We start from the raw sequence: 13,476 nt of genomic DNA on the forward strand, positions 1-13,476 counted from the left end.
TGGATCCCACCCAGCCGCCGAGCCCATGGCCGGAAGGCCCACGATTGACCGACGTGGGCCGACACACCACGGTGCCGTGGAGGCGCTGGAAGAGCGCGGCACCTCCGAACCCTCAGCTGCCCCGCGCGACCCCTTGTCCTCGCAGGCGGAAGGGCGCATCACGGTCCGCGACACGGCGAAGGTCACGCTCCTGGACCCCGCCCGTGACAGGACGGGGCAGCAGGAGGCGCCGAACCCGCCGTCGAACTCCACCGAGTCCGGCCGTTCAGAGGGCAAAGCCCACCGGCTCAGAATCCCGTCGTGGAGGCGCAGGGCGCGCAGGGAGGTCGATGCCGTACCGCGCGGGCCGGGGTCTGCCGATGTACTGGCCTTCCCGGAGCCTCTCGGGCGACGCCGCCGGCGGCGGGTCTTGATCGGTGCGGCCGTGGCAGTATTGCTCGTCGCAGCCCTCTTCGCGGTACTGCTCTTCACTCGACTCGTCGCGGTGCGGACCATCACCGTCCAGGGCACTCATCTGCTCTCGGCCCAGAAGGTCGAGTCCGTCCTCGAACCCGTGCGCGGCAAACCCCTCGTGACGGTGGGCAGCGACGAGGTCGCCAGACTTGTGGGGAGGTTCGTGGAGGTCAAGAGCGCCCGGTCCCGCGCGGTCCCGCCGGACACCCTGGTGGTCCAGATCGTCGAACGCGTTCCCGTAGCTGTGGTCAAGCAGGACGCGAAACTGCTTGTGGTCGACGGCGACGGAGTGGTGCTCGGCGAGGCGCGCGACACGTCCCAGTACGCGGTGCCTGTGATCGACGGATCCACGACGCCGATGGGCCAGACCGTGTTCCGGTCTGTCACGGCGGTACTGGGCGCCCTGCCGGCAGATGTCCTGGGCCGACTCGCCACCGCCTCCGCGCAGTCGGCCGACTCGGTCGAGCTCAAGCTCTCGGACGGGCGTACCGTCGTGTGGGGCAATGCCGACGAACGAGAGCTCAAAGCCAAGGTGCTCGCGGCGCTCATGAGGGCTGCAGATAATGCCGAGAAGGGCCAGGCCCCCGTGCGTGTCTTCGACGTGAGCACCCCCCGCCATCCCGTGACCCGGTGAGTTCGGCATGCCCGACCGGTGTGCCAGATGTGGCAGAGTGGTGGGGATGATGGAGACAGGATGTACGCACGGCGATGACGCGACACGCCTTGGAGGTCGTTGCACGCCCCGAGGGCGCCCCCTACCGTCTTCCTAAGAGCTACTTGACATAACTATAACCTTCGACTTGAGGGTTAAGGTTGTGGACTCCGAGCTTCTTGCAGAACCAGCAGGCTTTCGAACAAGGGACACTCAACGTGGCAGCACCGCAGAACTACTTGGCCGTCATCAAGGTCGTCGGCATCGGCGGCGGTGGCGTGAACGCAGTCAACCGCATGATCGAAGTCGGTCTGCGAGGCGTGGAATTCATCGCCATCAACACTGACGCCCAGGCGCTGCTCATGAGCGACGCCGACGTCAAGCTCGACGTTGGCCGCGAGCTCACCCGCGGCCTCGGCGCCGGAGCGAACCCCGACGTCGGCCGCCAAGCCGCCGAGGATCACTCCGACGAGATCGAGGAAGTCCTCCGGGGAGCGGACATGGTCTTCGTCACCGCAGGGGAGGGCGGCGGCACCGGCACCGGCGGTGCACCCGTCGTCGCCCGCATCGCCCGCTCGCTCGGTGCCCTGACCATCGGCGTCGTCACCCGCCCGTTCACCTTCGAGGGACGCCGCCGCGCCACGAGTGCCGAGAACGGCATCGAGGCGCTGCGGGACGAGGTCGACACCCTGATCGTCATCCCGAACGATCGCCTGCTGTCCATCAGCGACAGGAACGTCTCGGTGCTCGACGCGTTCCGCTCCGCCGACCAGGTCCTCCTCTCCGGCGTGCAGGGCATCACGGACCTCATCACGACCCCCGGATTGATCAACCTGGACTTCGCGGATGTCAAGTCCGTCATGCAGGGTGCAGGCTCCGCCCTCATGGGCATCGGTTCCGCACGCGGCGAAGACCGCGCGGTCAAGGCCGCGGAGCTCGCCATCGCCTCGCCGCTCCTGGAAGCATCGATCGACGGCGCGCACGGCGTCCTGCTGTCGATCCAGGGAGGCAGCGATCTGGGGCTGTTCGAGATCAATGAGGCAGCACGCCTGGTCCAGGAGGTCGCCCACCCGGAGGCGAACATCATCTTCGGTGCCGTGATCGACGACGCTCTCGGCGATGAGGCCCGAGTGACCGTCATCGCGGCCGGGTTCGACGATGTCAAGGCCACCTCGCCGTCGCTCGAGGATGTCAAGCCGGTCCAGACGCCTCCGCCCTCGCCTGCGGGCTCCGCCCCCCAGTCGTCCAGTTCGGGGAACGGTGCGACGTCGGGCCCGCAGCGTGCGGCCCAGTCTGCCCCAGTGCACGCGGGGCTGAGCCAGTGGAGCCAGGGGCACACAGGGGCGGCCGAGGGCGGCTTCGACGTCGACCTCCCCGCCGTTGTCGAGCCGGACCTCTCGGGCAACCGCAATGACGATCTCGACGTGCCCGACTTCCTGAAGTGAGCCGCGGTTCGGCCGAGTCTGCTCCATATGGTGGCCTCTTCTGGTGGCGCCGGGACGTTCGTCCCGGCGTCACCGTCGCGTTCACGCAGGCGGCCGCCGGCAACCTCGCCTTCCACGTCGGAGAGGATGGCGAGGCCGTTCGCCGACACCGCGCGCGCCTCGCCGCCGAGGCAGGAGTGCCCTCTTTCCAGTACATGAGCCAAGTCCACGGGTGCGAGGCCGCATGGGCTGGAGATGATGCCGCGCCCACCGCGGATGCCCTGCTCTCCCGCGGCAAGCCGGTTGCTGTCATGGTGGCCGACTGCGTCCCCCTCGTCCTCGTGGGGCAGTTCCCGGACGAGAGGCCGGCGCTGGCCGCGGTACACGCCGGGCGGCCTGGCCTGGCTGCGGGAATCGTCACCGAGGCCGTCGCCCGGCTTCGCGACGAGGGAGCGACGGAGCTCGAGGCCTGGCTTGGCCCCAGCATCTGCGGGCGCTGCTACGAGGTGCCGGAGCAGATGCGCGACCAGGTGGCCGAGATCGTTCCGGGTACCGGCGGCACCACGAGCTGGGGGACCCCGGCGCTCGATCTCCCCGCTGGAGTGCGGACCCAGCTCGAGGCGGGGGGCGTCGTCGTACATCGGGACGCGGAGGCGTGCACCTACGAGGACGCACGGTTCTTCTCGCATCGGCGCGCCCCCGGCGTCGGGCGGATCGCGGGCCTCGTCTGGGCACATGGCTGAGGCGGACCGCCGGGCCGAACTTGCGGACAACTTGGCGCGTGTCCGTGCGCGCATCGGGGCAGCGACCGCAGCGGCGGGGCGCGACGACGAACCCCAGCTCATCGTCGTGACGAAGTTCCACCCTGCATCGGACGTGAGGCTCCTCGCCGGGCTTGGCGTTACCGATGTGGGCGAGAACCGCGATCAGGAGGCCTCGGCGAAGACGGCCGAGCTTGAGGGCCTGCCGCTGACCTGGCACTTCATCGGACAGTTGCAGACCAATAAGGCCAAGAGCGTAGTCCGATACGCGGACGCCGTGCATTCCGTGGACCGCCGGGCTCTCGTCAGCGCTCTCGGGAAGGCTGTGGCTTCTGCCGAACGGGAGCGGGATCTCGCGTGCCTCGTCCAGGTCAATCTCGACCCGGAAGCAGCCTCCGGCCGCGGTGGTGTCCTCCCTTCGGAGGTGCTGGCCCTCGCCGGCTTGATCGCCGACACGCCGGGGCTGACGATGTCCGGGGTCATGGCGGTGGCGCCCCGTGGAGGCGATCCCGCCGAGGCCTTCGCCCGACTTGCCAGCGCCTCCGCTCGAGTCACAGAGCGTTTCCCCGGAGCGACGATGGTCTCCGCAGGGATGAGCCAGGACCTGGAGCAAGCCGTCGCGGCGGGTGCGACACACCTGCGGATCGGCACCGATGTCCTCGGCGCGCGGCGAACCGTGCGGTAGCTTCAAAGTGCCGGGACCTTTGGGCCGAGTGGCCCGGCACCGAGTTTGCACCCAGACCGGCCCGAGGACAGGAGTCGAGCATGGCTGGCGCTCTGCGCAAGACGATGATCTACCTCGGTCTGGCGGACGGCGAGGAGCAGTTCGAGACCGAGGCCCACCACGCACGGACGGAAGAGGAACATCCAGTGCACACTGAGCGCGAGGAACGCCGCACCGCCCTGGCTACCCGCGAGGCGGCCCCTGCCGAGGTGGAGGAGTACCGCGCTCCCGTAACCCCTATCAAACGGGCGGCCGCTGTCCGCGACGAAGGCGGGCTTCGCCAGATCACCACAGTCCACCCGCGCTCGTACAATGATGCCAAAGTCATCGGCGAGAGCTTCCGGGATGGTATTCCAGTGATCATGAACGTGACAGACATGGGAGAGGCGGACGCGAAGCGACTCGTCGACTTCTCGGCTGGCCTCGTCTTCGGGCTCCACGGAAGCATCGAGCGCGTAACCAACAAAGTCTTCCTGCTGTCTCCTTCACACATCGAAGTCCTCGGCGAGGACAAGAAGGTGGCAGACACCCAGGCGACATTCTTCAATCAGAGCTGATCCGCGGAATCCATGGGCATTCTGTTCGCCGTCCTGTACCTCGTCCTCGAGCTCTTGTTCATAGCGCTCGTTGCCCGCCTCGTCTTCGACTGGGTGCAGTCCTTCGCCCGTGCGTGGCGACCGCGAGGTGCGGCGCTCATCGCGGCCAGCGCGGTGTATTCGGTGACAGATCCACCCATGAAGCTTTCCCGGCGGTGGTTCAAGCCGCTCCGGCTCGGTGCGATGAGCCTAGACTTGGCATTCATCGTCCTCATCATCGCCATCGTGATTGCGATGGCGATCGTTCGGAATCTCGCGTAAGTTCGAGCCAGAGACGTCCGTTCGCGACCCGTCTGCCCCTGAGCACCGGGGTCGAGTGGAGCGGCCGGTAACAATTCAGATACGGTAGTCATGGTGGCGGACGCTGCCTGACCGATTAGACCTACGAGGTGAGCAGATGGCTCTGACGCCAGAAGACGTTGTCAACAAGCGGTTCCAGCCGACCAAGTTCCGTGAGGGATACGACCAGGACGAGGTTGACGACTTTCTCGACGAGATCGTCATCGAGCTGCGCCGCCTGAACCAGGAGAACGACGAGCTCCGCAAAAAGGTCGCCGAGCTCTCGGGGAATCAGGGCGCCGCCCAGGCTGCCGAGAAGCCGACCGCCGAGGTCCGCGAGCAGGCCAAGCCCGAGCCCGCCAAGGCGGAGGCGCCCGCCACGCAGGCAGCTCCCGTTGCGCAGGGTGCTCCGGATTCCCAGGGCGGGGCAGGTCGTTCCTCGGCGGCCGACTCCGCCGCCGGTCTGCTTGCCATGGCGCAGCAGATGCACGACAAGCACGTCCAGGACGGCTTGGACCAGCGCGACAAGATCATCGCCGAGGCCCAGATCGAGGCGAGCAGTCTCGTCAACGACGCCCAGGAGAAGTCCCGCAAGACTCTCGGTGCCCTCGAGCAGCAGCGTTCGGTGCTCGAGCGGAAGGTGGAGCAGCTCCGGGGCTTTGAGCGTGACTACCGCTCGCGCCTGAAGAACTACATCGAGGGCCAGCTCCGCGACCTTGAAGCCCGCGGCTCCGTCGCCTCGGCTGAGGTCTCTGACAACGCCGAGGTCTGATCGCCCTCAGCCCGAAGGCCGGCGGCCGCCCCAGGCGGTCGCCGGCCTTCGGGCTGCAATCGGAAAGAAGTATGGACACCACCCCTGACGCCTCGGCCGGTTCCCGGCGGCGGCTGCGCGCCATCGCGCTCCTGGCACTCGTCGCGGCCTGCGCCTACACAGCCGACCAGCTGACCAAGCTCTGGGTGACGAGCACCATGGTCGAGGGGCAACGGATCCCCGTCCTGCCGCCGCTGCTGCAGTGGTACTACATCCGCAACTCCGGTGCCGCCTTCTCAATCGGCGAGGGCGTCACGTGGCTGTTCACGATCATCATGACGGTCGTCTCCGCGGCCATCCTCGTCTACGCGCGGAAGATCCGCTCCTTCTGGTGGGGCGTCGCCCTCGGGCTCGTCCTGGGGGGAGCTCTCGGCAACCTCACCGACAGGCTGTTCCGCGAGCCGTCATTCGGGGTGGGGCACGTGGTGGACTTCATCTCGCTGCCGAACTTCGCGATCTTCAATGTCGCAGACTCGGCCGTCGTGTGCGGGGTGGCGCTCGTGAGCCTCCTCACGCTGTGGGGCCTCTCGCCGGATGGGACCCGCCAGCGCCGCGAGGAGGCGTCCGCCGACGGAGGCGAAGCGGGCCGCGGCGGCGCGGCAGGTGACCATGACTGAACACGTGCCCGTGCCGGAGGAGCTCTCCGGAGCACGGGCAGATGCGGTGCTGGCAGAGTTGCTCGGCCTCTCCCGCTCGGCGGCCGCGTCGCTGCTGGCGGGCGGCCACGTGCAGCTGCACGGCAGGGCCGTGGCAAAGTCGGCGAAGCTAGGCGCGGGGGATGAGTTGGAGATCGAGCGCCCCGACGCGCGCGATCCTCTGGAAGTGGTGGTGGAGGAAGTGGACGGACTCGAAATCCTCATCGACGACGAGGATTTCGTGGTCGTGGACAAGCCGGTGGGCGTCGCCGCCCATCCCTCGCCCGGCTGGGTCGGGCCCACAGTGGTGGGCGGCCTTGCAGGTGCCGGGTACCGCATCTCGACGTCCGGCGCCCCGGAGCGCCGCGGCATCGTCCATCGCCTCGATGTCGGCACGTCCGGGGCAATGGTGGTGGCCAAGACCGAGCACGCGTACACGCTGCTCAAGCAGGCGTTCAAGGACCGCACGGTCGAGAAGGTGTACCACGCAGTGGTCCAGGGAATCCCGGATCCGCTCCAGGGCACCATCGACGCCCCGATCGGGCGCCACCCGGGTTACGACTGGCGATTTGCGGTCGTTGAAGACGGGCGCCCCTCCGTTACGCACTACGAGGTGGTCGAGGCCTTTGGCCGCGCGAGCCTCGTCGAGGTCCACCTCGAGACCGGCCGCACCCACCAGATCCGCGTCCATTTCGCCGCACTGCACCATCCGTGCGCCGGCGACCTCACCTATGGCGCGGACCCTCGCCTCGCCGCTGATCTGGGCCTCACGCGCCAATGGCTGCATGCCTACCGGCTGGGGTTCACACATCCCCGGACCGGAGAGCGGGTCGAGGCCGTGAGCCCCTACCCGGCGGACCTGCAGTTCGCGCTCGACGCTCTCCGCGAGGGCCGCGTTTAGGGCTTCCGCCATGCCGCCCGCTCGGCGGTTGACCGGCGGTGATCACGGTCCTAACCTGACGGCGGGAGGGGCCGGAAGGAAGGTGCCATGGACGCCCGGGAGCGGGATCTCAGGCGTGCGGCGATGACTGTCCTCGCCGCGGCAGCGCTCTGGGAGGTCGGCATCACGCCGGTGCCCCGCGTGTACATCGAATCCGATCCAGGCAAGAGACTCCAGCTCCTCGAACGCCACCGAGTGTCGTGGGTCGTCGGCGAGCACCTCGCTGCTGCGGGCACCGCTGCGGTGCCGGCCGCCTTCGTGAGGGTCGCGCTGGCGCTGCCGCGCGGACGCGGCAGGACTCTCGCGGGTGCCGCCGCCGCGGCGCTCGCCGCGGGAGCCCCGCTCTTCGTCCACGACCTCGCCGTACGTGCCTCCGATCTCGAGCGATTTGCCGGGCGCAGGCTTCCGGCTTGGACGTTCCTGACGTATGCCTGGCTCCACGTCGCGGCGCTCGGCTCGTTCGCCGGCGCCCTGTGGGCCCTCCCCGGCCACCGGAAGGAGGCCGCCGTCGTCGGCCTCGTGGCCGGAGGCACTGGGGCCTCGCTTGCGATGACCAAGGACGCGATCCCCGCCGTCTTCTATATCGGTGAGCAGATTGCGGCCGCGAGCCTCCTGAGGCGCAAAGCGAGCTGACCCGCGCGAACCGCGCGTCGCCGTCGTGCTTCCGCGCGGGTGGGGAGCGCGCTGACTAGACTGGTGCGGTGACTTCCAGCGGTTCCTTCGCCCACCTCCACAACCACACCGAGTACTCGATGCTCGACGGGGCGGCGCGGCTCGGGGACCTGTTCAGCCACGCCGAGGAGCTCGGCATGAAGGCGCTCGCGACCACGGACCACGGCTTCGTCTTCGGCGCCTTCGACTTCTGGAACAAGGCCAACAACGCCGGCATCAAGCCGATTGTGGGCGTGGAGGCCTACCTGACGCCGGGCACGGCACGCCAGGACAAGACGCGCGTGCGCTGGGGCGAGGGAGGGCGCGATGACGTCTCGGGCGCAGGCGCCTACACGCACATGACGATGTGGGCTGAGACCACCGAAGGCATGCACAACCTCTTCCGCATGTCCTCGCTCGCCTCGCTCGAGGGGTATCTCTACAAGCCCCGCATGGACCGGGACCTCCTCCAGTCCTACGGGAAGGGGCTCATCGCGACAACGGGATGCCCCTCCGGCGAGGTCCAGACGAAGCTGCGCCTCGGCCTCTACAAGGAGGCCCGCGAGGCCGCGGCGGAATTCCGGGACATCTTCGGCGACGGCAACTTCTTCTGCGAGCTCATGGACCATGGCCTCGACATCGAGCGCACTGTCCAGACGGACCTCATCAAGCTCGCCAGGGACCTTGGCCTCCCGCTCGTGGCCACCAACGACCTCCATTACACCCACGCCGAGGATGCCTCGAGCCATGCCGCGCTACTGTGCGTGCAGTCTGGCTCGACCCTCGCGGACCCCAAGCGCTTCAAGTTCGATGCCGACGAGTTCTACCTCAAGTCCCCAGCAGAGATGCGGGCGATCTTCGGGGACCACCCCGACGCGTGCGACAACACCCTGCTCATCGCGGAGCGCTGCAACGTCGAGTTCAACACCAAGGCTAGCTACATGCCGCGCTTCCCCTGCCCCGAGGGGGAGAACGAGGAATCGTGGTTCGTCAAGGAGGTCGAACGCGGCCTGCACTACCGGTTCCCGCAGGGCATCCCGGACGAGGTCCGGAAGCAGGCCCAGTACGAGATCGGGATCATCACGCAGATGGGTTTCCCGGGCTACTTCCTCGTGGTCGCCGACTTCATCAACTGGGCCAAGGACAACGGCATCCGGGTGGGGCCAGGCCGCGGCTCGGGTGCGGGTTCGATGGCCGCATACGCGATGCGCATTACCGACCTCAATCCGCTTGCCCACGGGCTCATCTTCGAGCGCTTCCTCAACCCGGACCGCGTTTCGATGCCCGACTTCGACGTCGACTTCGACGACCGCCGCCGCTCCGAGGTCATCAAGTACGTGACCGAGAAGTACGGCGACGACCGCGTGGCCATGATCGTCACCTATGGCACGATCAAGGCCAAGCAGGCGCTCAAGGACTCCTCGCGGGTCCTCGGATACCCCTTCTCGGTAGGCGAGCGGCTTACCAAGGCCATGCCGCCGGATGTCATGGGCAAGGGCATGCCGCTCGCGGACATCCACAACCCGGAGGCGAAGCGCTACGGCGAGGCCGAGGAGATGCGCGAGCTCCTGCGCACCGACGCGGATTCCCAGCGCGTCTTCGAGACGGCCACCGGGCTCGAGGGCCTCAAGCGCCAGTGGGGCGTCCACGCCGCCGGCGTCATCATGTCCTCGCATCCGCTGATCGACATCATCCCGATCATGCGCCGCGAGCAGGACGGCCAAGTCATCACGCAGTTCGACTATCCGACCTGCGAGGGACTCGGACTGATCAAGATGGACTTCCTCGGCCTGAGGAACCTCACGATCATCACCGACGCCTTGGACAACATCAAGCTCAACCAGGGCATCGACTTGGACCTCGAACGTCTCGAGCTCGACGACGCGGCGTCCTACGAGCTGCTCGCCCGCGGCGACACCCTCGGCGTGTTCCAGCTCGATGGCGGCCCCATGCGCTCGCTCCTGAAGCTCATGCGCCCCGACAATTTCGAGGACATCTCCGCCGTCCTGGCGCTCTACCGCCCCGGGCCCATGGGCGCCAACGCCCACACCAACTACGCGCTGCGCAAGACCAAGCAGCAGGAGATCACCCCGATCCACCCGGAGCTCGAGGAGCCGCTGCGCGACATCCTCGACACGACGTACGGCCTGATCGTGTACCAGGAGCAGGTCATGGCCATCGCCCAGAAGGTTGCCGGCTACTCGCTCGGCCAAGCGGACATCCTCCGGCGCGCGATGGGCAAGAAGAAGAAGTCGGAGCTGGACAAGCAGTTCGAGGGCTTCTCGCGCGGCATGCGCGAGCGCGGCTATTCCGACGCCGCGGTCAAGGCCCTGTGGGACATCCTCCTGCCCTTCTCCGACTACGCGTTCAACAAGGCGCACTCGGCCGCGTACGGCGTCGTGTCCTACTGGACGGCCTACCTTAAGGCGCACTTCCCGGCCGAGTACATGGCGGCCCTGCTGACCTCGGTGGGAGACGATAAGGACAAGTCCGCGATGTACCTCAACGAGTGCCGGCACATGGGCATCACGGTCCTCCCGCCGGATGTCAACGAATCCTCGCTCAACTTCACCCCCGTAGGCCATGACATCCGGTTCGGCATGGGTGCCATCCGCAACGTGGGGGCCAACGTGGTGCACGCGATGGTCGCGGCACGGGAGGAGAAGGGCGCGTTCACCGGCTTCTCTGACTTCCTCACCAAGGTCCCCGCGGTCGTCTGCAACAAGCGCACGATTGAGTCGCTGGTCAAGGCCGGCGCGTTCGACTCGCTCGGGCACCCGCGCCGGTCCCTCGCGATGATCCACGAGGAGGCGGTCGACGCCGTCATCACGCTCAAGCGCAACGAGGCCAACAACCAGTTCGACCTGTTCAGCGCCTTCGGGGATGCGGAGGGGGACCCGGCGGCTGGCCTCGCGGTCGAGGTCCCTGACCTTCCGGAGTGGGAGAAGAAGGACAAGCTCGCCTTCGAACGTGACATGCTCGGGCTGTACGTCTCGGACCACCCCCTGCAGGGCCTCGAGGCCGTGCTCTCGCAGCACGCTGAGGCCGGGATCAGCTCGCTCATTGCGGACGAAGGACCGGCCGACGGCGCGATCGTCACCATCGCGGGCATGATCACCTCGCTCTCGCGGCGGATCGCCAAGGCCAGCGGCAACGCGTACGCCCGGGCTGAGATCGAGGACCTCGGGGCATCGATCGAGGTCATGTTCTTCGGCCAGGTCTACGGCCCGATCTCAGCGATTCTGGCGGAGGACCTCATCGTGGTGGTGAAGGGCCGGCTCCAGCGGCGGGAGGACGGCGCGGTGGCGCTGAACGCGATGGAGCTTTCCGTCCCTGACCTTTCGGATGCCACGGGAGGGCCGGTAATCATCAGCATGCCCACCCACAAGGCCACAGAGCGGGTCGTGACCCAGCTCGGGGATGTCCTGAAGACGCACCCTGGCCACAACGAGGTCCAGCTGCGGCTCCAAGGTTCGCGCAGCATCGAGGTGATGCGCCTCGGCGTGCACCTGAGGGTGAACCCCAACCCAGCCCTGTTCGGCGACCTCAAGGTCCTTCTCGGGCCCGCGTGCCTCGATGCCTGAAGCCACCCCTATGCCCGAGGCTACCTCCGTTCCCGCGCCCCAGCAGCCGGAAGACCGCGGGGAGCGGCATTCGCTGGTGCGCTGGACCGTGTTCCCGGTGCTCGCGGGTCTCGTCCTCGGAACGGTCTGGCCGGTCGCGGCGCCGGGCGGTTTCGTGTACGGGTCGGGGTCGGACTACGCGACATGGGATGAGCGGGACTTGGTGTTCGCCGGGCTGGGGCTCCTCGCGGGGCTGACCATGGCTGTAATCCTTGCCTCCACGCGCCGTCGGGCCGCCCTCCCGAACCGTGGCCTGGCGGCACTGGCCGGAAGCGCTCTGGGAACCTTGGCAGCATGGGGTACCGGCGTGGGCCTCACCCGCTTCCTCGGGTCGCGAGGGGTCAATCCATCCGTCGCGGAATCGGCGTTCGGACTGCAGGGTTTGAGCGCGCTCGCGGTGTGGCCGGCCGTCGTGGCCATCGCGGTGCTGGCCCTCACGACGCTGTGGTGGGTACCACCGCCCGACTGAGCAGGCCCGCGCCGCGGCGTCCCAGCCCCCCGCTAGACTGAATGGGTGACTTTCGGCGCTCCCTCAACCTCCTCGCCCGCCTTCCGTACCATCGACCTGCGCGGCCAGAGCCTCGGGCTCCCCGAACTGCGCGCAGCGGTTCCGCGGCTCACTGCAGGGGACGGCGCGAGCGTCGAAGAGGGCGTGCGCGGGATCATCTCCGACGTGCGAGGAAGGGGCTTCGCAGCACTGGGCGAGCTCGCGGCGAAGTTCGACGGCGTCGAGCAGCGGCACCCGCGCGTCCCCGCTGACGCCATCGAGGCGGCACTGGTTGGCCTCGATGGCTCGGTCCGTGCCGCGCTCGAGGAGTCCATTGCCCGCGCTCGGGCCTTCGCAGAGGCCCAGGTGCCGGGTGATGTGACGGTGCACCCCGCTGAGGGCGCCTCGGTCACCCAGCACTGGGTTCCGGTCGGACGGGTCGGCCTCTACGTCCCCGGTGGTCTGGCCGTGTACCCGTCGAGTGTCGTCATGAACGTCGTCCCGGCCCATGCGGCCGGCGTGCGGTCGATTGCGCTGGCCTCGCCGCCCCAAAAGGACAACGGAGGCCTCCCGCACCCGACGATCCTGGCGGCGGCCGCTCTTCTGGGCATCGATGAGGTCTACGCGATCGGTGGCGCGCAGGCGATTGCTGCCTTCGCCTACGGCATCCCTCAAGGAACGCACGACGGCGCGGACGACCTTCCAGCGATCGCGCCGGTTGACGTCGTGACTGGTCCGGGGAACATCTTCGTCGCGACGGCCAAGCGGCTCGTCAAGGGGGTGGTGGGCATCGACGCCGAGGCCGGTCCGACCGAGATCGCCATCCTCGCCGACGGGAGCGCCCGTCCCGAGCTCGTCGCGGCAGACCTCATCAGTCAGGCGGAGCACGATCCGCGCGCTGGCAGCGTGCTTGTGACTGATGCCCCTGAACTCGCTGAGCGAGTCCGCGGGCAGCTTGCGGTGCTCGTCGCCCAGACGAAGCACCGTGACCGTGTGGTCGAGGCGCTGGCGGGCGAGCAGTCCGGCGTCGTGCTCGTCGACGATCTTGAGGCCGGGATCGCGGTGTGCGACGCGTACGCGGCGGAGCACCTCGAGATCATGACGGCCGACGCTCCAGCCGTCGCCGCCCGGATCCGCAGCGCGGGCGCGATCTTCGTCGGGGACTACAGCCCTGTGAGCCTGGGTGACTACTGCGCTGGGTCCAATCACGTGCTGCCGACCTCGGGCACGGCCGCGTTCTCGTCGGGCCTGAATGTCACGACCTTCCTTCGTGCGATCCAGATCGTGGACTACTCGGAGTCGGCCCTCGCGGGGGTTGCCCCGCACATCCGCAGCCTCGCTGATGCCGAGGACCTGCCCGCCCACGGCGATGCCGTCGACGTCCGGTTCGCGCCGCTGATCCGTTGAGGCCTGGCTACCCCTACGCGTAGTGTTCAAGAC

General features: G+C 68.1%; 13 protein-coding genes. All 13 read left to right on the forward strand.

The genetic code is table 11. From position 1 onward, the window contains the following. The first annotated feature begins 76 nt into the window (after positions 1-76). The 13 genes from LF262_RS00145 to hisD all read left to right on the forward strand — a co-directional run bounded on the left by LF262_RS00145 (position 77) and on the right by hisD (position 13,443). A complete protein-coding gene (locus LF262_RS00145; RefSeq protein WP_235778278.1) occupies positions 77-1,087 on the forward strand; it encodes a cell division protein FtsQ/DivIB in 1,011 nt (336 codons plus the stop codon). 236 nt (positions 1,088-1,323) lie between these two features. Then, positions 1,324-2,550 carry a cell division protein FtsZ gene (gene ftsZ, locus LF262_RS00150; protein ID WP_235778279.1) on the forward strand — a complete coding sequence of 409 codons (1,227 nt, stop codon included), beginning with the start codon at positions 1,324-1,326 and terminating at the stop codon, positions 2,548-2,550. Next, positions 2,547-3,272, forward strand: coding sequence for a purine nucleoside phosphorylase YfiH/LACC1 family protein (locus LF262_RS00155; RefSeq protein WP_235778280.1), 726 nt, complete (start codon positions 2,547-2,549; stop codon positions 3,270-3,272). The genes ftsZ and LF262_RS00155 overlap by 4 nt, the downstream gene beginning before the upstream one ends. After that, positions 3,265-3,975, forward strand: a complete 711-nt coding sequence (locus LF262_RS00160) for a YggS family pyridoxal phosphate-dependent enzyme (protein WP_235778281.1) — start codon at positions 3,265-3,267, stop codon at positions 3,973-3,975. The genes LF262_RS00155 and LF262_RS00160 overlap by 8 nt, the downstream gene beginning before the upstream one ends. 80 nt (positions 3,976-4,055) lie before the next feature. Beyond that, positions 4,056-4,571: a cell division protein SepF gene (locus tag LF262_RS00165; RefSeq protein WP_235778282.1), complete on the forward strand. Its 516-nt coding sequence runs from the start codon at positions 4,056-4,058 to the stop codon at positions 4,569-4,571. A gap of 12 nt (positions 4,572-4,583) precedes the next feature. Continuing rightward, positions 4,584-4,871, forward strand: a complete 288-nt coding sequence (locus LF262_RS00170; protein ID WP_235778283.1) for a YggT family protein — start codon at positions 4,584-4,586, stop codon at positions 4,869-4,871. Between the two features lie 136 nt (positions 4,872-5,007). Then, a complete protein-coding gene (locus tag LF262_RS00175; RefSeq protein ID WP_235778284.1) occupies positions 5,008-5,661 on the forward strand; it encodes a DivIVA domain-containing protein in 654 nt (217 codons plus the stop codon). Positions 5,662-5,732: 71 nt separating this feature from the next. After that, on the forward strand, positions 5,733-6,317 hold the full coding sequence (gene lspA, locus LF262_RS00180; RefSeq protein WP_235778285.1) for a signal peptidase II: 585 nt from the start codon (positions 5,733-5,735) through the stop codon (positions 6,315-6,317). Next, the gene (locus LF262_RS00185; RefSeq protein WP_235778286.1) at positions 6,310-7,236 is read left to right on the forward strand and encodes an RluA family pseudouridine synthase; all 927 of its coding nucleotides are present in this window, start codon (positions 6,310-6,312) and stop codon (positions 7,234-7,236) included. Before lspA ends, LF262_RS00185 begins: the two co-directional genes overlap by 8 nt. 87 nt (positions 7,237-7,323) lie before the next feature. Beyond that, on the forward strand, positions 7,324-7,908 hold the full coding sequence (locus LF262_RS00190; protein WP_235778287.1) for a hypothetical protein: 585 nt from the start codon (positions 7,324-7,326) through the stop codon (positions 7,906-7,908). A 68-nt stretch (positions 7,909-7,976) separates the two neighbouring features. After that, positions 7,977-11,510: a DNA polymerase III subunit alpha gene (gene dnaE, locus LF262_RS00195; protein ID WP_308190471.1), complete on the forward strand. Its 3,534-nt coding sequence runs from the start codon at positions 7,977-7,979 to the stop codon at positions 11,508-11,510. After that, on the forward strand, positions 11,503-12,018 hold the full coding sequence (locus tag LF262_RS00200) for a hypothetical protein (RefSeq protein ID WP_235778288.1): 516 nt from the start codon (positions 11,503-11,505) through the stop codon (positions 12,016-12,018). Before dnaE ends, LF262_RS00200 begins: the two co-directional genes overlap by 8 nt. Before the next feature lie 45 nt (positions 12,019-12,063). Continuing rightward, on the forward strand, positions 12,064-13,443 hold the full coding sequence (hisD, locus tag LF262_RS00205; RefSeq protein ID WP_235778289.1) for a histidinol dehydrogenase: 1,380 nt from the start codon (positions 12,064-12,066) through the stop codon (positions 13,441-13,443). The last annotated feature ends 33 nt before the right edge of the window (positions 13,444-13,476 follow it).

It is taken from the genome of Sinomonas notoginsengisoli (assembly GCF_021554725.1).
GTDB classification, from domain to species: Bacteria; Actinomycetota; Actinomycetes; order Actinomycetales; family Micrococcaceae; genus Sinomonas; species Sinomonas notoginsengisoli.

Excerpts from the sequence above, each read along its gene's own strand:
- LF262_RS00160 (WP_235778281.1), top strand. The coding sequence starts at position 3,265 with ATGGCTGAGGCGGACCGCCGGGCCGAACTTGCGGACAACTTGGCGCGT.
- LF262_RS00165 (WP_235778282.1), top strand. The coding sequence starts at position 4,056 with ATGGCTGGCGCTCTGCGCAAGACGATGATCTACCTCGGTCTGGCGGAC.
- LF262_RS00170 (WP_235778283.1), top strand. The coding sequence starts at position 4,584 with ATGGGCATTCTGTTCGCCGTCCTGTACCTCGTCCTCGAGCTCTTGTTC.
- LF262_RS00175 (WP_235778284.1), top strand. The coding sequence starts at position 5,008 with ATGGCTCTGACGCCAGAAGACGTTGTCAACAAGCGGTTCCAGCCGACC.
- lspA (WP_235778285.1), top strand. The coding sequence starts at position 5,733 with ATGGACACCACCCCTGACGCCTCGGCCGGTTCCCGGCGGCGGCTGCGC.
- LF262_RS00185 (WP_235778286.1), top strand. The coding sequence starts at position 6,310 with ATGACTGAACACGTGCCCGTGCCGGAGGAGCTCTCCGGAGCACGGGCA.
- LF262_RS00190 (WP_235778287.1), top strand. The coding sequence starts at position 7,324 with ATGGACGCCCGGGAGCGGGATCTCAGGCGTGCGGCGATGACTGTCCTC.
- LF262_RS00200 (WP_235778288.1), top strand. The coding sequence starts at position 11,503 with ATGCCTGAAGCCACCCCTATGCCCGAGGCTACCTCCGTTCCCGCGCCC.